Below are 25,518 nucleotides of genomic sequence, written 5' to 3'. Positions count from 1 at the left end.
GGTTCACTATGAAAAAAATGCTAAAGGTATTTTTAATGCTACCTATAATTTGTTTATCAGGCTGTTGGAGCAGCATTGAGTTGAACGAACTTGCCATCGTTACTGCCATGGGAATTGATAAAAAAGAAGATGGGTATCTTGTAACCGTCCAAGTTCTAAATTCGAGTGAGCTGGCAGGTGATGCCCGGTCCGGCCGCACGGAAGTTGTAACCTTCAGGAAAAGCGGTGCAACCATTGCTGAAGCAATTAGAAGCCTATCAACTGATGTACCAAGGAGGTTATATGTCGCACATCTTCGTGAAATAGTCTTTGGTGAGGAAATGGCCAGGGCGGGAATTGCAAAGCCTCTGGATGTCCTTTCCCGGCAAAAGGAGTTGCGTTCGGATTTCTATATGACCGTTGCGAAGGGTGCAACTGCTTATGAAACGCTTAATGTGCAAACGGCCCTTGAAAAAATACCGGCAAATAAAGTTTTTGATGCCTTGGAAAATTCAGAGAGAAGGTGGGCACCGACAAGGACGGTCACTTTGGATGAGCTGGTCAGCAGTATCGTCAGCAAGGGCAGACAGGCCATGCTAACGGGGATTTTCGTTTATGGTGATCCCGAAGCAGGAAGCAATGTTACGAATGCACAAAATATCTCTCCGAAATCCGGCTTGCGTTTGGATTATCTTGGAGTATTCAAGAAGGATAAACTTGTCGGCTGGTTAAACAGGAACGACAGTAAAGGTGTTAGTTACATTACGGATCATGTTAAGTCCACCGCGGTAAATATTCCATGTGAAGGTGACCAAATTACGGTCAACACGACAAGTACAAAAACGAAAATCAAGGGAAAAATGGAAAAAGGAAATCCGAAAATTGATATAAATGTCACGTCAGAAGGGAGTATAGGTGAAGTAGAATGCACAATTGATTTAACTAAACCCGAAAAAATCGAAGAATTGAATAAAAGATACGCAAAAGACATTAAGGATAAAATAGAAGGATCGATAAAAACGCTTCAAGAGAAGTATCAAAGTGACATCTTCGGTTTTGGTGACGAAATTCATAGAACCGATCCTAAAGCATGGAAACGTTTAGAAGGAAATTGGGATCAGGAATTCGCAAAATTGGACGTGAATGTAACCGTTAAAGCAAAGATTCGCAATTTAGGCACCATATCAGAATCCTTTCAAAAAGAAATCGAGGAGTAAAGATCAATGTGGGCAATTATTGGAACAGTGTGTACTGGAGCTATTATTTCATTTTTCGAAATACCACCCCTTATCAAAAAGAAATGCTGGAAGGAAATTGTCATTTTCATTTTATTGCTTTTAGTTGGCATGACGTTGAGTATTTTAATTATCAAGGATGTTACCATTCCCACTCCTATAGACTGGATAACGAAAATATATAGTCCACTCGCTCATTTCATGGATCGTATTTTATCCTAGGGAGGTATCGAATATGCTCGAAAAAGGAAAAATCAGCTCTGGTGAATTTCTAATAATGGTCATCATATTCACCATAGGAGGAGCGATACTTACTTTACCTTCCGTACTTGTCTCTTTAGCAAAACAGGATGGCTGGATTGCCTATATCTTAGCTACTCTCATCGGTTTATGTTTCGTTTTCTTATTTACCCGGCTCGCATCACTTTACCCATCCATGACTTATATAGAAGTTAATGAAAAAATATTTGGGAAATGGATCGGGAAGATATCTGGAATCCTATTCTTATTTTATTTATATTACCTTTCTTCAGCGTTACTTAGTGAAATTGGGAATTTTTTTTCAACTCAGGTCCTGGTTGAGACACCTATGGAAATGATAATGATCTTGTTTATATTAACAAGCTTATTTGGTGCACGGCTAGGATTGGAAGTTATCTGCCGGACTGCATTAATCTTTTTTCCTTGGCTTGTACTGCTGCTTTTCATATTATTCGTATTTCTTATCCCGGATATCAATATCGAAAATTTGCAACCTATATTTGAAGAAGGCATGAAACCGATAATGGGGGGATCATATCACTCTTTAGCACTGCCTTATGTTCAGCTTGTTTTCTTTTTAATGATCACTCCATATGTAAACGAAAAGACTAAAGTGAAGAAAAACTTTTATTTAGGAGCTTTGTTAGGTGGCGGCGCTCTTTTCTTAGTGATCATTTTCAGTATCCTCGTATTGGGTGCTGATAATACAGCAAGATTGACCTATCCTTCTTATGAATTGGGGATGAGGATAAGCATCGGTAATTTTTTTGAAAGGGTCGAGGTCATTGTGGCCTTCATTTGGGTTTTTACAGAGTATTTTAAGTTGACCATATGCTTTTATGGACTCGCTTTAGGAATAGCTCAATTGCTAGGATTAAAAAATTACAAAATTCTTCTATTCCCATTAGCTTTTCTAATTCTCACTTTTACCATCTTTTCGCATCCCGATATCGTGCATTATCAAAACTTTATGGCTACAGCCTGGACACCATTATCCTTAACGATTTGTTTTATTCTGCCATTGTTATTATTAATGGTTGGGAAAATCAGAAAAAAGTAAGAAGTGTATCACATTGATGTTCAAGTGGACGTTTATTACATCTGTAAATATAAATTTGCCAAGAAAGTAATAAATGAAATATTCTGACAAATACATTGACTATATAAAACTTATGATTTAATATAACAATATATAACATTACATAATGTTGTATATCAAATATTAAAGGAGTGGGAAAATGAGTAAATCGGTTATTAATGTAAAAAGTAATGTAAAAACAGTATTGGATCAATTAAAGGGTAGGAAAATTAACAATATTTATTTTGTAGCATGCGGGGGATCTTCTGCCATCATGTATTCAGCTAAGTATATACTGGATCGTGAAGCTGAAAATATAACATCCGATCTATATAGTTCAAATGAGTTTATACATCGTAATCCACAACAACTAGGGAAGGAATCTTTAGTAATTTTATGCTCTATGTCTGGAACAACTCCCGAAACGGCAGAAGCGGCTAAGTTTGCAAAAAGTAAAGGTGCGTTTACTGTGGCATTAACGAACGAACCAGGATCACCATTAGCCCAAAATGCGGACCTTTTCATTAAATATGAATGGGGTAACGGTGTAAACGCCTTTGATACAAACCTGAGTGTTTTATATCAACTAGTTTTTGGTGTACTTCATTTAGCGGAAAATAATGAGAAGTTTGGAAAACTAGTATCAAGTTTAGAGAATTTACAGCCAGTGTATGAAAAAGCCCTGGAGCAAGAAGCTTCTAATGCAAGAGTATTCGCCCAATCCCATGCAAAAGAACCTGTTATCTATACAATGGCAAGCGGTTCCAACTACGGGACAGCCTATTCTTTCAGTATTTGTATCTTAATGGAAATGCAATGGATACACTCACATGCCATTCATGCGGGCGAGTACTTCCATGGACCATTCGAAATTTTTGACGAAAATGTACCGTTCATCATTCTATTGGGATTGGATGAAACAAGACCATTAGAAGAAAGAGCTTTATCTTTTTCTCAGCGTTATGGCAAAAAGCTAACGGTGCTAGATGCAAAACAGTATGATCTTGATGGTATCGATGAAGAAGTAAAAGGGTATATTGCGCCGCTTATCTTAAATCGTGTATTGCGTCAATATGCAGAAGAATTAGCGGAAGCGCGTAATCATCCTTTAAGCAAGAGGCGTTATATGTGGAAAGTAGAATACTAATAATTGAAGAAAACTTAATATTCTGTATATTTTTTACGAATTATACTATAATGTTTTATAACATTATAGTATAATTTCCTGATGATAAAAGCATTTATAATAAGGAGGGTATTCATGAGAAAAACAAAACTTATAATCGCATCATTTTTAAGTTTATCTTTAATGCTAGGGGGATGTTCTGGTGAAAAAACATCTTCAGAATCAGATGTTGGAAAAACTACCTTAACATTTTTCCATAGGTGGCCAAAGGAACCTGAAAAAACTTACTTTAATGAAGTTGTAAAAGAATTTGAAAAACAAAACCCCGATATCAATATTAAAACCGAAGCAGTGCTAAATGATTCGTATAAAGACAAAATTAAAGTAATGACTGGTACAAATAATCCACCTGATGTTTATTTCTCATGGAGTGATGAATTTGCCAGTCAGTTTGTGCGAGGGAATAAAGCTTTGGATTTAACTTCTTATTATGAAAACGATCCGGAATGGTCTTCTCAACTCGTTCCATCCCAAGTCAAACCGTATACATTTAATAATAAGGTGTATGGTGTCCCCGTAACAATGGATGGGAAAATGTTTTTCTATAACAAGGATGTCTTCGAAAAATTGAACATAAACCCGCCTAAAACCTGGAATGAATTAATCGACGTGTTAAAAGTGTTAAAAAAGAATAACTACACAGCCATTCAATTCGGCAGTCAAGACACTTGGACAATTTCACATTATTTGGGCACATTGAATCAACGCCTTGTTAGACCGGAAGTGCTGACAATGGATTATAATCGAAAAACCGGAAAATTCAAGGATGACGACTACATAAAAGCGCTTGAAAAATTCCAAGAGTTATTACCTTATTTTAATGAGAATACGAATTCAATAGATCACGAATATGCTAGGCAGCAATTTTCAAACGGTAAGGCACCCATGATTTATGCTGAATCGGCAGAAATCAAGCTATTTGGACCCACTAAGTTTGAACTTGGAATGTTTAACTTTCCTGAAGTAGAAGACGGAAAAGGCAATCAAACAAATCTAACGGGTTCTCCTGAGGGCTTTATGATTTCTTCCAAGACAAAGCATCCTAAAGAGGCGATGGAGTTTTTAAAGTTTTTAACCACTAAACAGATGGGAGAGAAACTAGTCACTGATGTGGGCAAGTATAGTGCAGTTGAAGGTACAGTGAATGAAAATAATTCTTCCCCGGAACAGCTTGAAGCGGTTCAAAGCATATTGAAGGCCAATGAAATGGCTCCATGGTTTGACATGAGTATTGATGCGCGTATTGCAGATGCTTATTTAACAGGAGCACAAATGATGTTAAATGGAGATAAAACACCTAAACAAATCATGCGTGATGTTCAAAAAGCTGCCGATACTGTTAGAATCGAAGCGGGAAAATAAGGGAAATCATTTTTCCGTTTTATTAAGGGAGTGATCTTTTAATGATAAAACTCGATAAATTTGTACCTTATCTATATCTTCTTCCAGCCTTAGTTTTTTTACTGCTAGTTTATATCCCCATTTTCCAGAATATTGGCGACAGTCTGTATAATTGGAGTACTTTTTCACCAAATAAAGCATTTGTAGGGTTGGACAACTACTTTACTTTGTTTGAAGATCCCGTATTTTATGAAGCTTTAAAAAATAATATTCTTTATGCAGTCATTTCAATTGTTTTCCAAGTATTTGGAGGGTTAATTGTTGCAGCTGTTTTAGAAGATAAATTGATCCGTAAATTTTCACCCATCTTTCGTACAGTCTATTTCTTACCAGTCGTCGTTTCAATGACAGTCATAGCGTTGCTGTTTTCATTTTTTTACAACCCGGAAGTGGGGTTGTTAAATCAGTTTCTTAAAACGATTGGATTGAATAATTTAGCACTGCCATGGTTGGGCGATGGTGATACGGCAATCTATGCAGTCATTGCTGTCTCACAGTGGCAATCGATTGGTTATATAGCCATGTTATATATCGTATCCATTCAAAAAATTTCACCTGAGCTATATGAGGCAGCTGAAATTGATGGAGCGAATAAAATAAAAACGTTTTTTCACATTACGGTTCCAGAAACGAAGGAAATGACATTTGTAGCCGTAATCTTAACACTGACAGGTGCTTTTACAGTGTTTAATGAGCCATATATCTTAACCGGAGGGGGTCCGGGAACTTCTTCGGAAGTCCTAAGTACCTATTTATATAAAACGGCTTTTTCAAAAGATATGATGGGATATGCTTCAGCCATTGCAACGGTTATCCTAATTATTACGTTACTTATTTCTCTTGTTCAAATTAAAATATTTAAAACAGGAAAGGGGGACTAATAATGGAGATGCCTAAATCAACGATCAGAGTACCGGAATTAGTTGTTAAAAATCTAAAATATGCAAGGAAAAGAAAAGACTATAATATGAGAGTAGCACTAGTCTATGCAGGTTTAATCGCATACTTTCTTGTTGTAGCCTATCCCTTATTATGGATGGTCATCAGTTCTTTTAAAAGCACAGAGGAAATTTTTAACCATAGTTGGTCCCTTCCTCATACATGGCTGTTTGAAAATTATGTAACAGCCTGGAATAGTGGGATTTCTTCCTACTTTTTAAATAGTGTCATGGTTACTGGTTTGACATGTATTCTAACGGTATTAGTAAGTGCATTAGGTGCCTACGGATTATCTCGCTTTGATTTTCGTGGAAAGGCTTTCATTTTGGTCATATGCTTAGGGGGGTTGATGCTATCTCCCCAAGTAAGCCTGATCCCTTTGTATAATATAATTCAGAAGCTAGGTATATATAACACCCATTGGGCATTAATCTTACCTTATGTAGCATACAGAATTCCGCTAACCATCTTGTTGATTCGGGCCTACTTCCTGTCCATTCCGAAAGAACTTGAAGAGGCTGCCCGGTTGGATGGATGCACAAACCTTGGAATCCTTTTTAGAATTTTCATCCCTATGAGTAAGCCTATTTTATTAACAACGACAATTTTAACAGCTTACTATACATGGAATGAATTCATGTTCGCGATCATCTTTATAGATGATGATAGTTTACGTACGATACCTGCCGGTTTAATGCAATTTCGGGATGCACTGCAAACCGATTGGGGAGTGTTACTTTCTGGATTAACGATTTCAGCGGCACCTATCGTCATTTTATTTTTATTCATGCAGAAGTACTTTATCCGTGGAATTGCTAGTGGAAGTGTAAAATGATAACAGGGGGAACAGGTATGAAATTAATTGGAATTGGCGATAACGTAGTAGATTTTTATAAAGATCAAGGAAAGATATATCCTGGCGGCAATTCATTAAACGTGGCAGTATTGTGCAATCGTTTAAATGATGAGCAATCTTCATATATTGGCATTGTAGGAAATGACGGGGCAGCAGACCATGTGTTAGAGGCATTGCAAAAGGAAAAGATAGAGATTAGTAGAGTAAGACAAGCAGTAGGAGAGAATGGTATGGCAGTCGTCGCGTTGGATAAGGACGGGGACCGAATTTTTATTGGTTCGAATAAAGGGGGAATTCAATCCAGATTGGGGATCGTACTGAATGACAAGGATTTGGATTATATTCGGCAACACGACCTTCTTCATACAAGTGTATATAGCCGAATAGAGAATAACCTTCCAATATTAAGCCAATTCATTGAAATTTCTTTTGATTTTTCGACAAATCAAGAGGATCACTATTTACAAAAGGTTTGTCCGTTTGTGAATTATGCATTTTTTTCCGGAAGCAATTTAAACGAGGCAGAGTGCAACGCACTTATTCAAAAGGTTCATTCGTTTGGCACAAAGGTGATATGTGTTACTCGTGGGGAAAAGGGGGCACTTTTATCGACTGAAAATCAAATATATGAACAAGCCATTATCCAAACCAAAGTTGTAGATACGTTGGGGGCGGGAGATTCCTTTATTGCTGGTTTTCTCTCATCGTACGTTCAAGGACAAGATGTATATAAAGCTTTACAGAAAGGAGCATTAGTCGCCTCCCAAACCTGTCAGGATTATGGTGCTTTTGGGTATGGCAAAGTATATAATCCAGATCATATGATGGTTTAAAATGATGCATCGATGAATAAAGGTAACGAGATCCCGGATTAGGAGGGGGATTCGTTACCTTTTTCTTGCGATATTGAACTATCAATCGTAAAGGTCACGCGATTAGCAGGATAATATAGGAAGGATGAATGGATAGGCTGCTTCTTACCGTCATATGCCACTTTCTCCACTTTGAAAAGGGGATCTCCCACTTCGCATTCTAAATATTTTGCTTCATCTGCATTTGCCAATACCATATTTAAAAGTTTCGTGTTATGAACAGGAGTTATATTATATTTATGCTTTATGATATCATACATGGAAACAGAGTTATGGACATGTTGATTTAAATTTGGCAGGATCTTTAAGGAATAATGTGAAATTTCTAAGGTGAGAGGTTGATTATCATAGTATAAGATCCGTTGTAATTCAAGAACATCACTTTCAGGAGTAATCTCCAAGGATTTGGAAATATTAGCCGGTGCAGGCAGTATTCCAAATGAAAGGATTTTAGTTTGAGGTATCTTCCCTAATTCTGACATATATTCAGCATGCCCATTTACAGCAAATAATTCTCTTTTTACTTTAGGGTATTGGACAAACGTTCCCTTTCCCTGTTGGCGTATTAGCAGCCCCTCTTCCACCAGATCCAAAACCGCTTTTCTTACAGTAATGCGACTTACTCCATATATGTCGCATAAATCTGTTTCGGTTGGCAATCTTTCGCCAGAAGAGTAAATACCTTTGTTTATATCTTCGATGATAGATTGCTTTAATTGCATGTATAATGGCGTAGAACTATTAGTGTTGAGTTTCATATTTTCCCCTTTCTCGTATTTTTCCTCTAATTATAACGTAATGTGATGTTATAGTACAAATCATCAATTCGACAGACCGCGAACAACAATCCTCGATAAAAATGTCACGTTTTTTTTTGCGTGAACTTAAAGCAGATGCCCAAATCATAAAATAGCCATAATACGACATCAAATTCCAACAAATTTCTACTTTCCCATTTTGTATAATGAGATAGAAAAATAATTTGAGGGAGAGTGATTATTGTAATATGAAAAACAGGAAAGTTATTTCAACTCTGGGAGTTGCCATTTTATCGGCGAGTATTGCGGCACCAACATTTGCAGCTAATGAAACAGCCCCGGGAACACCCATTCAACAAACTTATTCGGTTTCAGGTTTCACAGATCATGCTGAACTAGGAAAAAAGCTAGAACAAATTGAGAGTGATAGCCAAGGTAAAGTAAAAGTGGATGTAGCTGGATATTCCAATAGAAATAGAGAAATCTATAAAGCAACCGTGGGAACTGGCGACAAAGTCGTTTTAATTCAAAGTGAGATTCATGGAAATGAGAAAACCGGTACGGATGCCATCTTGAATATCTTGAAGTTTTTGGGGACCAACTCTCCTGAAGCAGAGAAAATTCGTAAAGAAATTACCCTGGTCGCTTTGCCTAAAATGAATCCGGATGCTGCTGAATTGAACCGTCGGGGAAATGATATGACCTGGGCAGAGGTCGTGGAACAGTTTCCACAGTTAGCAGGAGCGAATCCATCTTGGAACTATTATACATACAAAAATGAATCATTCGATTATGAGTCCAAACCTGGTTTCGATGTCAATCGTGACTTTAATCCTGATTTGAATTATATTCCCCAAGCTAAAGACTTCCCTGGAAAATCATCCACCCCTGGCTGGTTCATAACACCTGAATCACAAACAACACGTGATGTTTACAAGTCTCTACTGAAGCAATACGGAAAGGTGGAGATTTTTGTGGACTTGCATCACCAAGCTCCCTATTATGAAGTTGATGGAACGGATGATTTAGTCACATACTCGATTTCCGCTCAATTTGTTCCAGATCCAAGCTCGCCTTCAGGACAAGATTATGCCAAATATGCAAAAAACTATAATTATGATTTTTCCAGACAATTGAATGTAGCGGTATATAATGCTATGAAAGAACAAGGTAATTCTCCATATGGAAATATATCCTTATATCCGCAAAACCAAAACCTTCCTGGAACGGCTTTAGGAGCCTTTGCTTTAAATGGAAGTGGGACAGTGCTCTTTGAAGTTAGAGGCCAAACACAGTCCTTTGGCCAAAAGAAAAAAGGCATGCTCATTAAAGCAGTTGAAAGAGGGTTATATGGAATTATTGATGGAGTTACTGATGGATCTGTATATAAAATCAATCCGGAACAATACGAGTCAATTCCATTGACGGAGGGCAGGCAATAATAAATATTTGGTGAGTGTATCAACTTCCAGCCTAGATTGAAGTAACCAGACGGGTGTCCGCCTGGTTTTTCTTCATCGGGAACATTTGAATATCGCCTTTGCAGAAGTAATTCCTTCAAGTTATATTGTGTAGAAGAAAACTATTTGGAAACATAGTTATTTTTCACTATTAACATAAAGTAGTAAAAATGTCAGAATATTATTAATAGTTATTTTTCTGATTATTATATTTTATAAGGAGGGTTTTTATTGAATTTTAAAAAGAAGGTTCTATCAGTTTCATTATCTAGTTTAATGACCTTAAGCGCAGTAACAGCTGTTGCGCTACCAGTCGGAGCGGTTGGAAATGGCCCCAGTGCTGGAAATGGACAAGTTACAACTTCAAATCTTCATACATATGAAAGCCTTGTAAGCTATCTTAAAACGCAGGATGCAAAACAAGAAAGGCTGGCACTGGAAGTAATCGGGGAAACGGTAAAAGGGAGGGATATTTACCTAGCGAAGTACATCTCAAATCCTAAGAATCCTACTATACTATTTTTGACTCAACAGCATGGAAATGAACAACTGACTACTGAGGGTGCACTCGAATTCATTAAACATCTAGGCACGAACAAGACTAAAGGTATTTTGGAAAATGTTAATATACTGATCATTCCCATGTTAAACGCAGATGGGGCCATGGGAGATGTTAATTTCCCTCTTGATGACTATTTAGCAAAAGGTGATCGGCATCTAACACGGGCAAATGCAAATGGGATCGACTTGAACCGTGAGCATGATAAAAAAACTGATAACATGCAAGTAGAGGTAAAGGCTTTACACGAAAATGTATTTGCGAAATACGATATAGACTACATGATAGATTTACATCATCAAGGGACGCTAAGCGAAACGGACGGTGAACTTGTTTCAGGTTCAATTCTTTATCCTACAAACGCAAACGTAAAGCCTGAAGTGTTAGAAGCCTCAAAAAAACTGGGTGCTGTTGTATATAACTCCATTGAACCAACTGGTTGGGGGCATATTGGTAGGTATGATGGCGGTTCTGGAGAAAATATAGGCCGTAATGGTGCAGCCGTTCGCTATGATATTGCTACACTTCTTTTTGAGATGCGAGGTATGTCGGACCACAATGTCGAGTCAGTAGCGCTTGGACAAAAAAGTAATGGCTATCTAATAAAGCAAACGGTAACCACTTTGGATGCAGCTGTCAGAGCTATTGCCGATGATTCAATTGAAACGGTTGATGCAAGCTTTTGGGACACTCTGCCAACACAATCCAATCGTCCCGGGTTAGAATCGGACGAATAAAATGAAGACACATTCCATTCTTTCAGATGGGATGTGTTTTTTTATTTTCCTACACCCTAGTAGCTTGAACTTGTTCATCAGACTATATGAAATGATTTATAGTGGAAATAGCAGGACAAGATAAAAGATTACATAGAAAAAAGGCATCTGCTTTCACTAAAAGCAGATGCCTTTTGAACGATTACAGTTTGTACCTGATTTGTCCCTACGTTAATAGTGGGTGTTTGCTCCTATAAGCTTTTTTCGGTTGAATTCTCCTTTTTTTGTTCTTCTTTTAGTTGTAAGGCTACTAAACTGGCAAAGTCATGAATGATGGTGGCTGCCAATAGTGAAGTAATTTGTGTTGGATCATACGGCGGGAGGACTTCCACCAGGTCGAACCCAATAAAGTTGAACCCTTGCAGAGAGCGTATCATCTCTAGGGTTTCAAAGCTATTTAGACCGCCGACCTCCAATGTGCCAGTTCCAGGAGCGCAGGATGGATCAACAAAATCAATATCAAAGGTCAAGAAACATGGTGTATCCCCAATGGTTTTCTTGACTTCCTTCACGACATCTTCGATTCCTCTCTTCTTCAGCTCGGGCGTTGTTATCACATTGTAGCCTAGATCTGTACTGGAATCTAAATCTCCTGGATGATTGAGCGTACCTCTGATGCCAATCTGGAAAACTTTATCCGTTTGGAGCAAACCTTCCTCATATGCACGGATAAACGGCGAACCATGCCAGTATTTTTCTTCATAATAAGTATCCCAGGTATCTGTATGTGAATCAAAATGAAGAAGTGCAACAGGACCGTGTATTTTTGCGGCTGCTCTTAGATTAGCCAATGTTACTGAATGATCTCCTCCGATTCCTATTGGAATGATCCCGTTTTTCATCAAGTCTGACATGGCCTTTTCAATTAACTCATAGCTTCGATGTATATTATGGGGAATCACCGAAACATCCCCAATATCAATTGCATTACATTCGTCAAACGGAAATACCTTGTGAATGGGATGATAAGGAAACAACGTCATGGATGCTTGGCGGACTGCCTGTGGAGCAAAACGGGCTCCTACCCTGAATGAAGCAGCTGTATCAAAAGGCATACCTACCACTGCCAATTTGGCATTTTCTCTTGTAGAAGGTAAGCGCATAAATGACCCTGTGGTACAAAACTCTGGTTGAACATCAGGTGATAAAGGATATTTCATTTTTCTATTCCTCCATTTTCTTATAACTTAATAGGTTTTGAAACTCATATAGGTATTTATGCAATTACCATGCCAAGTCACAGGCAGTGATTTCTTGCGGTTTCTAACCAGGTAACATGTGCTTGGAATATGCAAAGGCGAATAATTTATGGGAGATTGAATCGCCGATGGAAGAGATGCTGAAAGACTTCATTTCTATGAATCAATCTTTTTCGATTAAAAATACAGGAATTAAGTAGCATTTTAGGCGTTTTTCGTTTGTCGAAGTAAACAGAAATCATGTGGCACAGAAATTGCATTTAGGTATATAGGTAAAACTTTTAAAAAAGAGGGAGGCATGGAGATTTATCTAGTTAAGAAAATGAACCCACTAGTTTGAAAGCGGTTTCAAGGAGGAATGATAGGTGGAGAATGAGGTTACATTGAAAAGATCACTGAAGTTATGGCAAATCGTTATGATGGGGTTAGCATATATGACCCCCATGGTCGTATTTGATACATTCGGCATTGTATCTGGGATTACGGGCGGCCATGTGCCGACTGCCTATATCGTTGCATTGGTGGGGATGCTTTTTACAGCTGCCAGCTATGGAAAACTTGTAAAGGTTTTTCCTGCTGCAGGTTCTGCCTACACTTATACACAAAAGGCAATAAACCCGCATTTAGGATTCTTGGTAGGATGGTCTTCGTTGTTAGACTATTTGTTTTTACCTATGGTAAATGCATTGTTAACCAAAATTTATCTGACAGCATTATTTCCAGGTGTTCCTACATGGATTTGGGTATTATTGTTCGTAGCAATCGTCACCATTCTCAATCTCAGGAGCGTCAATGTACTTGCAAACTTTAATGCGCTTTTTGTTTTAATTCAGATTGCCATCATGGCAGTGTTCATCATTCTTGTTGTCAAAGGCTTGAATAATGGAGAAGGTACAGGAGAAGTGTTTACAATAATCCCTTTCGTAAATGAAGGAATGGATTTCTCGGCCATAATAACCGGGGCCACAATCCTTTGTTTTTCCTTTTTGGGATTCGATGCGGTAACGACACTATCTGAGGAAACGCCGGATCCGAAAAAAACGATACCAAAAGCGATATTTTTAACTGCACTTTGGGGTGGAATCATCTTCATTACCGCATCTTTCTTTATTCAGCTCTTTTTTCCGGATATATCCCGTTTTAAGGAACCGGATGCTGCATTACCGGAAATCGCCCTTTATGTAGGCGGGAAGCTATTTCAATCCATTTTTCTTTGTACGACTTTCGTCAATACGCTAGCCTCGGGACTAGCATCACATGCCAGCGTGTCCCGTCTTTTGTATGTTATGGGCCGTGATAAAGTGTTTCCGGAAAAATGGTTTGGATTTATTCATCCTAAGTGGAAGACACCAGCGATTAATGTACTCATAGTTGGAGTCATTTCAATGTCGGCTTTATTCTTTGATTTAGTGACAGCAACGTCACTGATCAACTTTGGTGCTTTAATGGCATTTACCTTTGTAAATCTGTCAGTGATCAGCCATTTTATCATTCGGGAAAAGAAGCATCGAACGATAAAGGGGTGTATTCAATACTTAATCATGCCTTTAATTGGTGCTATAGCAATTGGCATTCTTTGGATCAACCTTGAGACAAGTTCCCTAATAATGGGGACAAGTTGGTTCATTATTGGTTTTTGTTATCTATTATATATCACAAAGGCATTCCGGAAAGCTCCGCCCCAATACCAAGTTGAAGAAATTCAGCTATAGGATTTTCCAAGAAAAAACGCATCCGATAAGGATGCTTCAGTTTATAGACAAAAAGGTTTCGGAATGGTTTCATTCCGAAACCTTTTTGATTTTTTAATAGGATTTGAAGCAGGTATAGAGAATAGATGACCGCAACCATTTTCGTCCCTTGCCTGTCAGTTGGAAATCTTCTTTAAATTCATGGCAGCTAAAGTAAGCGTCTCCCGGGTCTCGGCTAGCCACTATTCGGCAGGAGTGTCGCAAATTTCTTCAATCCAGCGAGTTTTCATCATATAAAACAGTAAAAATAAATAAAGGATAACCAATGGTTTTGTTTTAAGAATGTGGTAAAAATCGCTTCGATATCCAGTTTGTAAAAAAGGAGTTCTATCTAAATTTTAAAACAAATTTGATAGGAGCGAGTGCCTGGAGGCAATGTTCAAATTGTACAACCCATTAAATGACTGTAGACAAACTCGATGAAAATCGAGTTTGTCTACAATCTGACGCAACCTAAAAAGGATGCTTTTTTTATGTATTTAATCATTACTGTTTATATATGCAAATCTGAATTGCTTATGAATTAATACATATTTCCTGATGATTGCATGATGATGCTGATGATTGGGAAATGGCGGTATATTGCTATCCACATAATATCCTCAAAGCTGGCATGAAAGTTGCTTAATAAGTTATAAGAATATAAGTGAGGTGCTAAAATGACAGAGAAAATTAAGGTAATTGAAAAACGTCAATTGGATAATCCACTGCAAGAATTCCAGGATATCTTAAAAGAAGCGATTCATGTTTTGAACTATCCAGATCAGGTTTTTGATTTTCTAAAAGCGCCAATGCGTTTTCTGGAAGTCTGTATTCCTATTCAAATGGATAATGGGGAGACAAGGATGTTTCAAGGGTATCGGGCTCAACATAATGATGCAGCCGGTCCAACTAAAGGGGGGATTCGGTTTCACCCGGATGTCACTCCCGAAGAAGTTAAAGCATTGGCCGGGTGGATGAGCTTGAAATGCGGAATAACAGATCTTCCATATGGAGGTGCGAAAGGCGGCATTGTGTGTGATCCCAGACAGATGAGTTCATCTGAGCTTGAAAGATTAAGCAGAGGGTATGTCAGGGCAGTAAGTCAAATAGTGGGACCTACAAAAGATATCCCGGCACCTGATATGTATACGAATTCACAAATCATGGCCTGGATGCTGGATGAATACGATCACATCAGGGAATTCGATTCACCCGGCTTCATTACAGGAAAGCCTCTGAGGTTAGGGGGATCGAAGGGCAGGGAAAAGGCCACTTCCAAAGGAGTATTATACACACTTCAAATGATATGTGATTTAAAGGGGATTCCTATTGAAGGCATGCGGGTAATCATTCAGGGATTCGGTAATGTTGGCAGTCATTTGGCCATGTATTTACATGAAATGGGGGCTAAGGTTGTCGGAATAGCGGATGAGCTTGGAGGTTTATATGATCCGAATGGCCTGGACATTCCTTACCTTTTGGAGAACAGGGACTCGTTTGGGGTCGTTTCGAACTTATACAAAGATTCGTTATCCAATCAAGAATTATTGGAAAAAGAGTGTGATGTGCTGATTCCTGCAGCCATCAGCGGAGTGGTGAATAAAGATAATGCAATACGATTAAAATGTGAAATCCTGATTGAAGCAGCAAATGGTCCGACCACAAAGGAAGCAATCAAGATTCTTGATGATAAAGGTATAGTGCTAGTTCCGGATATTTTGGCGAATTCAGGAGGGGTGATAGTCTCGTATTTTGAATGGTGCCAGAACAACCAAGGCTATTACTGGACGGAAGAGCTTGTGGATGAACGATTGAAGGAAAAGATAACGGCCAGCTTTTTGAATGTCTACCATACTTCACAAAAATATTCCGTGAACATGAAAGTTGCGGCTTATATTGAAGGAATCCGCAAAATAGCTGAAGCATCCCAGCTTCGGGGTTGGATCAGGTTCTGAACGAATTAGGGCTTACAAGAAAGGAGGCAATCCGTTGAATTTTGATATTCTTTCCGAGAATAAAGAAAACCAGGCTATTCATCATTACTGCTTATTGTCACAAGATTATAGATATGATGTGACCATTGTATATTCGGGCCAGTTTTTCGGTAAAGCAATGGTGACTTCCATGCAAAGCGGAAGAATGATCCTGCTTTGTGCCAATGATATTAATTTAGATCAGTACTGGGCTCCGACCCTGGGCATTGAACAAGAAGATATACCTGAGTTCCAAAACTTTCTCAGGTTAGTGTTACAAACCCCATTTCATTTTGAAGAATACTGAAGGAAGGAATGATTTAAATGTACGTTGATGTGATTCTAAGCCCTTGTGAAGGCAGGATTGAAAAAATATCAATATCCAAAAATTCCAGGTTTTATGAATGGGAACAATTATTTCAGATTAAGAAGGCAGATGGCTGTGTGGAAATCATTGATATTGGTGTCAGCGGAAAGATAGAATCATTAGAGGTATTGGAGGGAGAACCTGTTGTGGCCGGCGAGGTCCTTGCCTATTTCAGGGAAGATTTATTCGTGACCGGCAGCGATTAATATAAAAACGAAAAGAAGATGAAATGATTCATCTTCTTTTTTTGGCTTATCCGATAATCCACCACTGCCCGCTTATTCATTGTCCCCTATACCCCAATTTTGCAGAAACCCGATTGCCAGTTTCCATCACATTCTTAATGAGGAAATCAAGTCTTTCTTCTGTCAGGTTAAAGCTGACAAAACCTATGCTCACCGCACCATGAACTTCCCCAAAATGGTTCAATATCGGCACGGCAACAGAACATGTTCCCTCTGTTCTTTCACTGTGACTGATTCCATGCCCCTTCATTTTAGTCTCTTGCAATATATCCCAAAAAGCTGCTCTTTCTTGAGTTGGCAGAAGAGCATCTACAATTTTTTTCGCTTGTTTATATGGCATATAGGCGAGCATCGCTTTATTGGCTGCCCCAATATGCATAGGAACTCGTGAGCCAAGCTGGTCATAAACCCGGATTTGGCTTTTTTCACTGTCGATTCGTTCGATAACAAGTGATTCCATTCCGATTGGCTGGCTAAGATAGACGCTTTCCTCCACATTGTTCATCAGTCTTTCCAGTTCAGGCCTTATTTGGCTGATGTAATCCATTTTGTCATACATACGTAAACCGTATTCGAGCCAAATATTCCCCAAACCATATTGTTTGGTTTGCCCGTCCTGTTGGATTAACCCATGCGAGGACATCGCTTTTAACAAACGATGCATGGAGCTGACAGGAAGATCACACTCTTGAGAAAGTTCCGTAATTGACAGCCAGTTTTCCGATGAATTGGAAACCAGCACCTTTATAACGTTCATGGCACGGTCGATCGATTGCATAAACAAACCACCTATCTTTCATTCCAAGTTGTATAAAACGTTGATTTATTTGAATATTTAAAACATATTGACATTATACCAAAACTAATTTTATAATAAAAGAAAATATTCCTATTAGCGGAAACGTTTTCCGATATGCGGAAAAGGAGGGAGAGGCAGTGACTTATTGTTCGTCCATGTACAAACCATTGGAACGTGTCATTGTAAAACATCCGAAAGAAGCTTTTATTAGTCAAGAGCATTTAAGCCAAGCATGGCGGAACTTCAACTTTGCGGAAGAGCCAGATTTTAACGAAGCTCTAACCGAGTATGGTGAATTTATTTCCATTTTGGAGAAATATGTTCCAAACATCGATTATTTGCCAGCATCTTCGGTAGTCGGGATTGACTCCTTATATGCGCATGACCCAATCAAATTCACAAGCCAAGGGGCCATTATTTTAAAGTCAGGGAAAGAATTGAGGCAGCCTGAAGCTAATGTATACAAGGAATTTTGCAAGGAAAAGAACATCCCGATTATTGGGTATTTAACGGGTGATGCGGTCGCGGATGGCGGTGATATCATTTGGCTTGATGATAAAACCCTGGTTGTCGGACATGGTTATCGTACAAACGCAGAAGCCATTCGGCAATTAAAGGAAATGACCTCACATCTTGTGGATGATTTCATCGTAGTTCAGCTGCCGCATGATCAAGGAGAGGGAGAGTGTCTCCATCTAATGTCTTTCATCAGCCTTGTCGACCATGATTTAGCCGTAGTTCATTCCCGCCTTATGCCTGTCTTTTTCAGAAAACTGCTTATTGAACGAGGCATTCAGCTTATCGAAGTGCCGGTTGATGAGTACTTGAACTTGGGCTGTAATGTGCTTGCCATCGCTCCGCGGGTTTGCGTTATATCTTCTGGTAACGCTTACACGAAGCAACAGCTTCTTGATGCCGGAGCAACGGTTTATGAATACAAAGGAACTGAAATCAGTTACAAAGGCACTGGCGGTCCAACTTGTTTAACCTGCCCGGTGGTTCGTACAAATATTGATGAAGGGGGATTGAAATGAGTCAATTACTATGGGGTACTCCAGAAACGCTTCGTGCTTTGTTATGTGAACTTGTTAGCTGGGAAAGCCGTACTCTTACACCAGGGGAGCGAGTGTTCCCTTATAAGGTTCAAGAGAAATTGAGGGAGCTTGAATATTTTAAAAGGAATCCGGCGTACTTATCGCTTCACGAGGCTGATTTAGGGAGGAACTTTGTCAATGCCTTTTATAAACATCCCGATAGCAAGGAGACCATTGTATTAATCAGCCATTTTGATACGGTTCATACTGAAGAATACGGTGACCTTGAGACTCTTGCATTTCAGCCGGAGGAGCTCACAAAAAAACTTCATGACCGAAAAGATGATCTACCGGAAGAAGCGCGCATTGATCTTGAATCAGGAAAGTACTTGTTTGGTAGAGGAACAATGGATATGAAAATGGGGCTTGCCCTTCATATGGCTATCATCGAAAAGGCAAGCGTTGAAAAATGGCCGATCAATCTCCTGCTGTTAACCGTTCCTGATGAGGAAGTGAATTCTGCGGGAATGAGGGCTGCAGTTAAAGAACTTGTGTCTTTACGTGATAAATATGACCTTTCCTATAAAATGTTTTTTAATAGTGAACCTTCCTTTTCACAGAAGCCAGGCGATAATAGACATTATATTTATTCCGGAACTTTGGGGAAAATCATGCCCGCTGCCCTTTTTTATGGGAAAGAAACTCATGTGGGTGAGCCATTAAAGGGCATAACGGCTAACTATATAGCCTCATTCCTTACGCAGCTCATGGAGTGGAACACTCTTTTTCAGGAAAGTGATCTTGGCGAGGAAACACCTTTACCAGTATCGCTTCAGCAAAAAGATCTGAAACTACAATATTCAACACAGACACCCTATCGTGCAGCAGCGCTATATAATGTGTTCATTATGAAAAGGACAGCTGCAGAAATAATGGATTTATTCGAGCAGGTTGCAAACGAAGCAGCGATAAAATGCAATGAATCTTATAAAGCTCTTTGTCTGCGAGAACATATTGAAGGTGTAGGTGAAGTACAAGTATTGCGCTACGAAAAGTTACTTTCATATGCCGAGGACAAATTTGGCGGCAGTTTTGTTGAGCAAATAAAAAGTGAAGTTAAAGGAAACATGGATTTGGATGAGCGGGAAAAATCATTTAGGATCGCAGAAAAATTGATGATACAATGTCAGGAGCTTTCACCTGCCATCGTATTGCTGTTCGCACCGCCATATTATCCAGCCGTCAATACGTCCGATGATCCGCTTATCATGGAATCTGTGAAATTAATGAAGGAAACTGCTAGATTGCTTGATGAAGAAGTCAGCCAAATTCATTATTTTAATGGCATTTGCGATTTAAGCTATGTTCAATATACTGATGAGTCTGATGGCTGGACGGCTTTTGAAAAAAATACACCGGTCTGGGGCGATACTTACAGCATTCCTTTTGCTGATATGCAAAGGCTTCAGGCACCCGTACTTAATGTGGGGCCGTTCGGCAAGGATGCCCACCAGCGTACTGAGCGCCTTCACATCGATAGTGCCTTCGTCCATACGCCCGTTATGCTGGAGAAGTTAATAAAGAGTATGTTTAAGTGTTTGGTTGAGAAGTGATGGTCCGACAGGAAAACTGGATTAGTAGTATAAAACTTTAACTGGGGGTATTTATATGAATGACCTGCCTAATGGTCAAATCACTTCCGAGCCGCTTAATCAGAATAATAAGCCACTTAACCAACTAACGGAGTTACCGGAAAAAGGGATTAATCCCTTTGTCTTAATGTTTATCGTAATTGTAATCGTGACGGTTTTAACCTATATCTTGCCTGCAGGCCAATATGAAAGAATTGAAAAGGATGGCCGAAGTGTAGTCGATCCAACTTCATTTGAATTCATTGAATCAACACCAGTGGGATTATTGGAAATGTTCAGCAGCATTCACGCAGGGATGATTGAAGGAGCATCAATTATCTTATTCGTCTTTTTGTTTGGCGGGGCATTGGGAATTATGCAGGCAACTGGAGCACTGGATTCTTTCATTAAGTTTGTGGCTGTCCGATTCGGAACAAAAGTGAAATTGCTCATTCCGTTGATGGTATTGATCTTCGCTTCATTAGGGACACTGATCGGATCTGCTGAAGATGCATTAGTTTATATCGCAATCATTGTTCCGATGACGATTGCATTAGGCTTTGATGCACTTACGGGTTTTGCGATCGTCATGCTTGGGACATTGGCGACTGGATTCATTTCGGGCATTACGAACCCTTTTAATGTAGGAGTTGCCCAAAGCATTGCAGAACTGCCCATGTATTCGGGAATGGGATTGCGAATCGCTCTTCTTGCAGTGTTTTATATCGTTACAGTATTGTACATCTATTTCCATGCAATGAAGGTTAAAAGAAACCCTGAACTGGGGGAGTATGGGAAATTCAGGCGTGAAGATCATGCACATTTTGATAAAAACTTTAGGATAAGTAAAAGACATAGCGCAGCTTTAATTATTTTATTGGTGAATTTCATCCTATTAATATACGGAGTTATTAAATTAGGATGGTATATAAGTGAAATTGGCGGATTGTTTTTATTAAGCGGGATCATTATGGGCATAATTGGAGGCTTAACTCCATCCAAGATGGCTAATGGTTTTATTTCAGGAGCAGGCGATATGGTTTCTGGGGCATTGATAATAGGAGTTGCGCAGACAATCCTGGTCATCATTACAAGTGGCGGATTGTTGGATACCATTTTATATTATGCTGCTGGATTGGTTGAACAACTTCCTCCCGCGATAAATGCAATCGGAATGTTCATTGTCCAATTATTTCTTAACTTCATTGTTCCATCCGGAAGTGGGCAAGCTGCATTGACGATGCCAATCATGGCTCCATTAGCGGATTTAATGGGTGTTACAAGACAAACGGCAGTATTAGCTTTCCAATTAGGGGATGGGATTTCGAATATGATATTTCCGACTTCTGGAGTGCTATTGGCTGGATTGGCAGTGGCAGGCATATCATTTACGAAATGGGTAAAATGGGTGTTTCCATATCTTCTGATTCAGTTTGCGATAGCGATTATCTTTTTGATCATTGCTCAAAGCATACAGTATGGCCCTTTTTAAAGAACTGAAAAATCTGAATATTGGCACTAAAAGGAGGCGTTTATGATGAAGACAATACAGGAGACGGTTGTGGATGAAGTGATTTCATGGAGACGACATTTTCACGAAAATCCGGAGCTCTCATATCAGGAGCACCAGACTTCTGAATTTATCTACAGGAAATTAAAAACCTTTTCAGGATTGGAAGTGACGAGACCAACCGAAACGAGCGTTTTAGCGGTTCTTAAAGGAACTAAAAAATCTTCCCGAAAATCGAATACCATATCTTTTCGTGCAGATATTGATGCTCTCCCGATTGAAGAGGAAGCAGAAATTAAATTCAAATCAAAAAATCCTGGAGTTATGCATGCATGCGGACATGATGCACATGCTGCGATGTTATTAGGTGCTGCTAAAGTCCTCTCCGGAAAAAAAGATTCGATTGATGGAGAAATCAGGTTTATTTTCCAACATGCAGAAGAGGTACTGCCTGGTGGAGCTCAGGAGTTGGTGAAAAAAGGGGTAATGGAAGGAGTGGATTATGCCTTTGCACTGCATGTTACTCCTTATGAACGAACAGGAACTATATGTTTAAGGGAAGGGGTATTCTGTGCTGCAGCCGATGATTTTGAAATTAAAATCATTGGTCAGGGCGGTCATGCATCGACTCCGGAATTAACGGTAGATCCGCTGATCATTGGTGCAGAAATTACGACGAATATTCAACATATCGTTTCCAGAAAAATTTCAGCACTTAGGACACCAGTCATTTCAGTCACTCAGTTCCATTCCGGAAGTGCGCTCAATGTCATACCTGAATATGCGGAAATCGGTGGTACCATTCGTTCCTTAGACTCGGATAGCCGAGTGAAAGCAAGGGAGCATCTTGAGCAAATCGTTAAGGGGATTTCGGAAGCGCATGGGGCAAAATGTGAAATTACTTGGTATTTAGGGTATCCAGCTGTGGTAAATGATAAAGCTGCTGTTGATATTTCAAGAACGGTCATGGAAGGTATTTTTGAAGAGAATAACATCATCAAGGTTGATGATCCCATGTTTGGAACAGAAGATTTTTCGGCTTTTTCCGAAATCGTTCCATCTTCCATGCAGTTTCTAGGCGTCCATAATAATGAGTTTGGAAAAGCTTATCCTCTACACCATCCTAAATTTAAAATCGATGAGAAGGCTTTAGGGTACGGTGTAATCTATTTTGTAGGAATAGCGGATAAATTGTGCAGTCATTAAAATAATTGAGAAAGCATGGGCTAAGAAGAGGCACCCGTTATAGTTTAAGAGAGGAATTTGGTTGTCTCTTCTCTCTATCATTCCTATATTTTTATAATTCCGCTTCAGGAATAAAAGAAACTCCATTTAAAGTACGGCAGGAGCAAAAAGGTATTCCACATTTTAAAAAGATAAACTACCTATTTAGGAGGAAAATATATGTTTAATCACGCGATTGTAAGAAAGATTGGAAAAAGTTTTGTAAATGGCTTAACAACATCGGATTTAGGAAACCCGGATTATGAAAAAGCGCTTATACAACACGAGGCTTATGTAGAAGCATTAAAACGCTGCGATGTGAAAGTGACCGTTCTCGAATCGGATGAAAGATACCCTGATTCTACGTTTGTAGAAGATACCGCAGTGTTGACCCCAAAATGTGCACTTGTAACCAATCCTGGTGCAGATAGCCGAAATGGTGAAATTATTGAAATGAAAGAAGTTTTGAAGGACTTTTATGAAACAATCGAATATATTCAATCACCAGGTATGCTAGATGGCGGAGATGTAATGCAAGTTGAAAATCACTTCTATGTTGGCCTTTCAACCAGAACGAATGAAGCAGGTGCTCTGCAGTTCAAAGATATCATGGGTAAGTATGGTTATGATACGACCATCATTCCCCTTAAGGAATTCTTTCATTTAAAAACGGGTGTCAATTACCTGGGAGACAATAATTTATTAGTGGCCGGGGAATTCATTAATCACGAGGCTTTTTCTAGCTTTAATCAAATCATCGTAAAAGAGGAAGAAGAATATTCGGGTAACTGCGTCAGAATGAACGACTGCGTTATTGTCCCGAAAGGGTTTGATGGTACAAAGAAAAAAATTGAAGATTTGGGATACACAGTGATTGAAGTGGAGATGACTGAATTTCAAAAACAAGATGGCGGCCTTAGTTGTCTCTCATTGAGGTTCTAAGATGGTTTGGGAGAAGGAATAGGCTAATAGATAAGATAAGGACGTGATTTTATGGGGTATGGACTGGAGAATAATGATCAGCTGCAACGCTCAATGAAAAGACGCCATTTATTTATGCTTTCACTTGGCGGCGTAATTGGTACAGGCCTTTTTTTAAATGCTGGCTATACAATTAACCAAGCGGGGGCAGGAGGAGCCCTGATCGGTTATCTAGCCGGCGGTCTTATTTTGTATATGGTCATGGTCTGCCTTGGCGAGCTAGCCGTTCATATGCCGGTTACAGGTTCATTCCAAAAATATGCTGCCGAATATATTGGGCCTTCCGCTGGTTTCTCTCTAGGATGGATGTATTTCGTAGGCTCAGCAGCAACTGCAGGAGTTGAGTTTACGGCAGCAGGAATATTGATGAAACAATGGTTCCCCCATAGTCCTACCTGGATTTGGTGTGCTGTGTTCATAGTGCTATTATTTACATTGAATGCATTAACGACAAGAGGTTTTGCAGAGGCGGAATATTGGTTCGCTGGAATAAAAATCGTTGCAGTGATTTTGTTTATCTTGATTGGAATCGCTGGCATCTTTGGTTTTGTCTCTTTATCTGATCGTCCAACCCCATTCTTTGAGAATTTGGCACCTTCTGGTCTTTTTCCAGCAGGAGGCATTACAATTATCTTTGTGACAATGATGAATGTGATATTTTCTTATCAAGGCTCAGAACTAATAGGAATAGCGGCAGGGGAAAGTGAAAAACCTGAAGAGAACATCCCTAAAGCCATTCGAAACGTACTAGTTAGAATCATTGTTTTTTACATTTCGTCCATTATCATCCTTTCCGCCATATTCCCTTCTTCGGAATTAGGCTTATTGGAAAGCCCTTTTGTAACTTTAATGAAGATAGCGGGGATACCTTATGCAGCAAGTATCATGAATTTCATTATTTTGACAGCCATTCTTTCTGTAGGGAATTCATGTCTGTATGCTTCCACGCGTTTGCTTTGGTCGATGGCCCATGATGGAATGGCACCTAAGATGTTTGGTCTATTGTCCAAAAGGAAAGTGCCATTGAATGCCCTTCTTTTTACGATATGCTTTTCGCTTCTATCGTTATTGACCAGCTTCATTGCGGCGGATACTGTGTTCGTGATACTAATGTCCATAGCTGGAATTTCCGTCACGATTTCTTGGATGGGAATTGCTTTATCGCAATATATGTTTAGAAGGAAGTTTATAAAAGCGGGTGGTAAAACGGAAGATTTACAATACATAGTACCATTTTACCCATTTGTCCCGTTATTCTGTTTAGGCTTTTGTTTACTGATTCTAGTATTCCTTGCCTTTGACCCTACTCAACGAGTTGGACTGTTTTATGGAATAGGATTTTTGGTAGCCTGTATATTATTCTATAAATTTAAATTGGCTAAGAAAGTAGAGTCAAACACTAACTTTGAAAATGAAAAAATATTGTAATTGAGTTGACCGAAGGCTAGCCAGTTTTTACTGG

Annotated in this window: 23 protein-coding genes; 20 read left to right on the top strand and 3 right to left on the bottom strand. The window is 39.1% G+C overall.

Annotated elements, in window-relative coordinates; all coding sequences use genetic code 11:
• The first annotated feature begins 8 nt into the window (after nucleotides 1-8).
• The 8 genes from ACYP5M_RS06875 (at nucleotide 9) to ACYP5M_RS06840 (ending at nucleotide 7,768) form a co-directional block, all read left to right on the top strand.
• Complete coding sequence (locus ACYP5M_RS06875; RefSeq protein WP_452444956.1) at nucleotides 9-1,196, top strand: Ger(x)C family spore germination protein; 1,188 nt, start codon at nucleotides 9-11, stop codon at nucleotides 1,194-1,196.
• Nucleotides 1,197-1,202: 6 nt separating this feature from the next.
• Nucleotides 1,203-1,436, top strand: a complete 234-nt coding sequence (locus ACYP5M_RS06870) for a hypothetical protein (RefSeq protein ID WP_063575803.1) — start codon at nucleotides 1,203-1,205, stop codon at nucleotides 1,434-1,436.
• 13 nt (nucleotides 1,437-1,449) lie between these two features.
• Nucleotides 1,450-2,535: a GerAB/ArcD/ProY family transporter gene (locus tag ACYP5M_RS06865; RefSeq protein ID WP_459734818.1), complete on the top strand. Its 1,086-nt coding sequence runs from the start codon at nucleotides 1,450-1,452 to the stop codon at nucleotides 2,533-2,535.
• 178 nt (nucleotides 2,536-2,713) lie between these two features.
• The gene (locus ACYP5M_RS06860) at nucleotides 2,714-3,700 is read left to right on the top strand and encodes an SIS domain-containing protein (RefSeq protein WP_459734817.1); all 987 of its coding nucleotides are present in this window, start codon (nucleotides 2,714-2,716) and stop codon (nucleotides 3,698-3,700) included.
• Nucleotides 3,701-3,814: 114 nt separating this feature from the next.
• Nucleotides 3,815-5,101, top strand: coding sequence for an ABC transporter substrate-binding protein (locus ACYP5M_RS06855; RefSeq protein ID WP_434167272.1), 1,287 nt, complete (start codon nucleotides 3,815-3,817; stop codon nucleotides 5,099-5,101).
• 41 nt (nucleotides 5,102-5,142) lie between these two features.
• Entirely contained in the window at nucleotides 5,143-6,021 is an 879-nt protein-coding gene (locus ACYP5M_RS06850; RefSeq protein WP_459734816.1) for a carbohydrate ABC transporter permease, read from the top strand.
• Nucleotides 6,022-6,107: 86 nt separating this feature from the next.
• Entirely contained in the window at nucleotides 6,108-6,914 is an 807-nt protein-coding gene (locus ACYP5M_RS06845; protein WP_241590391.1) for a carbohydrate ABC transporter permease, read from the top strand.
• 17 nt (nucleotides 6,915-6,931) lie between these two features.
• Nucleotides 6,932-7,768, top strand: a complete 837-nt coding sequence (locus tag ACYP5M_RS06840) for a PfkB family carbohydrate kinase (RefSeq protein WP_402937948.1) — start codon at nucleotides 6,932-6,934, stop codon at nucleotides 7,766-7,768.
• A 38-nt stretch (nucleotides 7,769-7,806) separates the two neighbouring features.
• On the opposite strand, the gene ACYP5M_RS06835 is transcribed toward ACYP5M_RS06840, so the two are convergent.
• Nucleotides 7,807-8,565, bottom strand: coding sequence for a GntR family transcriptional regulator (locus ACYP5M_RS06835; RefSeq protein ID WP_101222324.1), 759 nt, complete (start codon nucleotides 8,563-8,565; stop codon nucleotides 7,807-7,809).
• A 248-nt stretch (nucleotides 8,566-8,813) separates the two neighbouring features.
• On the opposite strand from ACYP5M_RS06835, the gene ACYP5M_RS06830 reads away from it, so the two are divergent.
• A complete protein-coding gene (locus tag ACYP5M_RS06830) occupies nucleotides 8,814-10,007 on the top strand; it encodes a M14 family zinc carboxypeptidase (protein ID WP_459734815.1) in 1,194 nt (397 codons plus the stop codon).
• A gap of 249 nt (nucleotides 10,008-10,256) precedes the next feature.
• Nucleotides 10,257-11,321 carry a M14 family zinc carboxypeptidase gene (locus tag ACYP5M_RS06825; RefSeq protein WP_101222322.1) on the top strand — a complete coding sequence of 355 codons (1,065 nt, stop codon included), beginning with the start codon at nucleotides 10,257-10,259 and terminating at the stop codon, nucleotides 11,319-11,321.
• A 230-nt stretch (nucleotides 11,322-11,551) separates the two neighbouring features.
• Here ACYP5M_RS06825 and speB read toward each other — a convergent pair whose 3' ends face one another.
• Entirely contained in the window at nucleotides 11,552-12,520 is a 969-nt protein-coding gene (gene speB, locus ACYP5M_RS06820) for an agmatinase (RefSeq protein WP_230176897.1), read from the bottom strand.
• Nucleotides 12,521-12,924: 404 nt separating this feature from the next.
• On the opposite strand from speB, the gene ACYP5M_RS06815 reads away from it, so the two are divergent.
• The 4 genes from ACYP5M_RS06815 to ACYP5M_RS06800 all read left to right on the top strand — a co-directional run bounded on the left by ACYP5M_RS06815 (nucleotide 12,925) and on the right by ACYP5M_RS06800 (nucleotide 16,838).
• Entirely contained in the window at nucleotides 12,925-14,271 is a 1,347-nt protein-coding gene (locus tag ACYP5M_RS06815; protein ID WP_290370117.1) for an APC family permease, read from the top strand.
• Nucleotides 14,272-14,969: 698 nt separating this feature from the next.
• Nucleotides 14,970-16,247 (top strand): Glu/Leu/Phe/Val family dehydrogenase, encoded by a 1,278-nt coding sequence (locus ACYP5M_RS06810; RefSeq protein ID WP_230176896.1) that lies wholly within the window; start codon nucleotides 14,970-14,972, stop codon nucleotides 16,245-16,247.
• Between the two features lie 34 nt (nucleotides 16,248-16,281).
• Nucleotides 16,282-16,572 carry an SAV0927 family protein gene (locus ACYP5M_RS06805; RefSeq protein WP_101222319.1) on the top strand — a complete coding sequence of 97 codons (291 nt, stop codon included), beginning with the start codon at nucleotides 16,282-16,284 and terminating at the stop codon, nucleotides 16,570-16,572.
• Between the two features lie 17 nt (nucleotides 16,573-16,589).
• On the top strand, nucleotides 16,590-16,838 hold the full coding sequence (locus ACYP5M_RS06800; protein WP_101222318.1) for a biotin/lipoyl attachment domain-containing protein: 249 nt from the start codon (nucleotides 16,590-16,592) through the stop codon (nucleotides 16,836-16,838).
• A 76-nt stretch (nucleotides 16,839-16,914) separates the two neighbouring features.
• Here the strand turns inward: ACYP5M_RS06800 and ACYP5M_RS06795 are convergent, their stop codons facing one another.
• Nucleotides 16,915-17,655: an IclR family transcriptional regulator gene (locus tag ACYP5M_RS06795; RefSeq protein ID WP_101222317.1), complete on the bottom strand. Its 741-nt coding sequence runs from the start codon at nucleotides 17,653-17,655 to the stop codon at nucleotides 16,915-16,917.
• Between the two features lie 176 nt (nucleotides 17,656-17,831).
• Here ACYP5M_RS06795 and ACYP5M_RS06790 point away from each other — a divergent pair, with 176 nt between their 5' ends.
• From ACYP5M_RS06790 to ACYP5M_RS06765, 6 genes are all read left to right on the top strand, one after another.
• Nucleotides 17,832-18,710 carry a dimethylarginine dimethylaminohydrolase family protein gene (locus ACYP5M_RS06790; RefSeq protein WP_459734905.1) on the top strand — a complete coding sequence of 293 codons (879 nt, stop codon included), beginning with the start codon at nucleotides 17,832-17,834 and terminating at the stop codon, nucleotides 18,708-18,710.
• Nucleotides 18,707-20,323 (top strand): M20/M25/M40 family metallo-hydrolase, encoded by a 1,617-nt coding sequence (locus tag ACYP5M_RS06785; RefSeq protein ID WP_459734814.1) that lies wholly within the window; start codon nucleotides 18,707-18,709, stop codon nucleotides 20,321-20,323. The genes ACYP5M_RS06790 and ACYP5M_RS06785 overlap by 4 nt, the downstream gene beginning before the upstream one ends.
• A 166-nt stretch (nucleotides 20,324-20,489) precedes the next feature.
• Nucleotides 20,490-21,833: a YfcC family protein gene (locus tag ACYP5M_RS06780; RefSeq protein ID WP_402940081.1), complete on the top strand. Its 1,344-nt coding sequence runs from the start codon at nucleotides 20,490-20,492 to the stop codon at nucleotides 21,831-21,833.
• A gap of 45 nt (nucleotides 21,834-21,878) precedes the next feature.
• Nucleotides 21,879-23,057, top strand: a complete 1,179-nt coding sequence (locus tag ACYP5M_RS06775; protein WP_459734813.1) for an amidohydrolase — start codon at nucleotides 21,879-21,881, stop codon at nucleotides 23,055-23,057.
• Nucleotides 23,058-23,255: 198 nt separating this feature from the next.
• The gene (locus ACYP5M_RS06770) at nucleotides 23,256-24,017 is read left to right on the top strand and encodes a dimethylarginine dimethylaminohydrolase family protein (RefSeq protein WP_459734812.1); all 762 of its coding nucleotides are present in this window, start codon (nucleotides 23,256-23,258) and stop codon (nucleotides 24,015-24,017) included.
• A gap of 51 nt (nucleotides 24,018-24,068) precedes the next feature.
• Complete coding sequence (locus ACYP5M_RS06765) at nucleotides 24,069-25,484, top strand: amino acid permease (protein ID WP_434167265.1); 1,416 nt, start codon at nucleotides 24,069-24,071, stop codon at nucleotides 25,482-25,484.
• Nucleotides 25,485-25,518: the final 34 nt, after the last annotated feature.

This window comes from Peribacillus sp. N1 (assembly GCF_054600815.1).
The sequence above is the reverse complement of the archived record's forward strand: the minus strand, read 5'-3'. Positions and strand labels throughout refer to the sequence as shown.

Excerpts from the sequence above, each read along its gene's own strand:
- ACYP5M_RS06875 (WP_452444956.1), top strand. The coding sequence starts at position 9 with ATGAAAAAAATGCTAAAGGTATTTTTAATGCTACCTATAATTTGTTTA.
- ACYP5M_RS06870 (WP_063575803.1), top strand. The coding sequence starts at position 1,203 with ATGTGGGCAATTATTGGAACAGTGTGTACTGGAGCTATTATTTCATTT.
- ACYP5M_RS06865 (WP_459734818.1), top strand. The coding sequence starts at position 1,450 with ATGCTCGAAAAAGGAAAAATCAGCTCTGGTGAATTTCTAATAATGGTC.
- ACYP5M_RS06860 (WP_459734817.1), top strand. The coding sequence starts at position 2,714 with ATGAGTAAATCGGTTATTAATGTAAAAAGTAATGTAAAAACAGTATTG.
- ACYP5M_RS06855 (WP_434167272.1), top strand. The coding sequence starts at position 3,815 with ATGAGAAAAACAAAACTTATAATCGCATCATTTTTAAGTTTATCTTTA.
- ACYP5M_RS06850 (WP_459734816.1), top strand. The coding sequence starts at position 5,143 with ATGATAAAACTCGATAAATTTGTACCTTATCTATATCTTCTTCCAGCC.
- ACYP5M_RS06845 (WP_241590391.1), top strand. The coding sequence starts at position 6,108 with ATGAGAGTAGCACTAGTCTATGCAGGTTTAATCGCATACTTTCTTGTT.
- ACYP5M_RS06840 (WP_402937948.1), top strand. The coding sequence starts at position 6,932 with ATGAAATTAATTGGAATTGGCGATAACGTAGTAGATTTTTATAAAGAT.
- ACYP5M_RS06835 (WP_101222324.1), bottom strand. The coding sequence starts at position 8,565 with ATGAAACTCAACACTAATAGTTCTACGCCATTATACATGCAATTAAAG.
- ACYP5M_RS06830 (WP_459734815.1), top strand. The coding sequence starts at position 8,814 with ATGAAAAACAGGAAAGTTATTTCAACTCTGGGAGTTGCCATTTTATCG.
- speB (WP_230176897.1), bottom strand. The coding sequence starts at position 12,520 with ATGAAATATCCTTTATCACCTGATGTTCAACCAGAGTTTTGTACCACA.
- ACYP5M_RS06810 (WP_230176896.1), top strand. The coding sequence starts at position 14,970 with ATGACAGAGAAAATTAAGGTAATTGAAAAACGTCAATTGGATAATCCA.
- ACYP5M_RS06800 (WP_101222318.1), top strand. The coding sequence starts at position 16,590 with ATGTACGTTGATGTGATTCTAAGCCCTTGTGAAGGCAGGATTGAAAAA.
- ACYP5M_RS06795 (WP_101222317.1), bottom strand. The coding sequence starts at position 17,655 with ATGCAATCGATCGACCGTGCCATGAACGTTATAAAGGTGCTGGTTTCC.
- ACYP5M_RS06790 (WP_459734905.1), top strand. The coding sequence starts at position 17,832 with ATGTACAAACCATTGGAACGTGTCATTGTAAAACATCCGAAAGAAGCT.
- ACYP5M_RS06785 (WP_459734814.1), top strand. The coding sequence starts at position 18,707 with ATGAGTCAATTACTATGGGGTACTCCAGAAACGCTTCGTGCTTTGTTA.
- ACYP5M_RS06780 (WP_402940081.1), top strand. The coding sequence starts at position 20,490 with ATGTTTATCGTAATTGTAATCGTGACGGTTTTAACCTATATCTTGCCT.
- ACYP5M_RS06775 (WP_459734813.1), top strand. The coding sequence starts at position 21,879 with ATGAAGACAATACAGGAGACGGTTGTGGATGAAGTGATTTCATGGAGA.
- ACYP5M_RS06770 (WP_459734812.1), top strand. The coding sequence starts at position 23,256 with ATGTTTAATCACGCGATTGTAAGAAAGATTGGAAAAAGTTTTGTAAAT.
- ACYP5M_RS06765 (WP_434167265.1), top strand. The coding sequence starts at position 24,069 with ATGGGGTATGGACTGGAGAATAATGATCAGCTGCAACGCTCAATGAAA.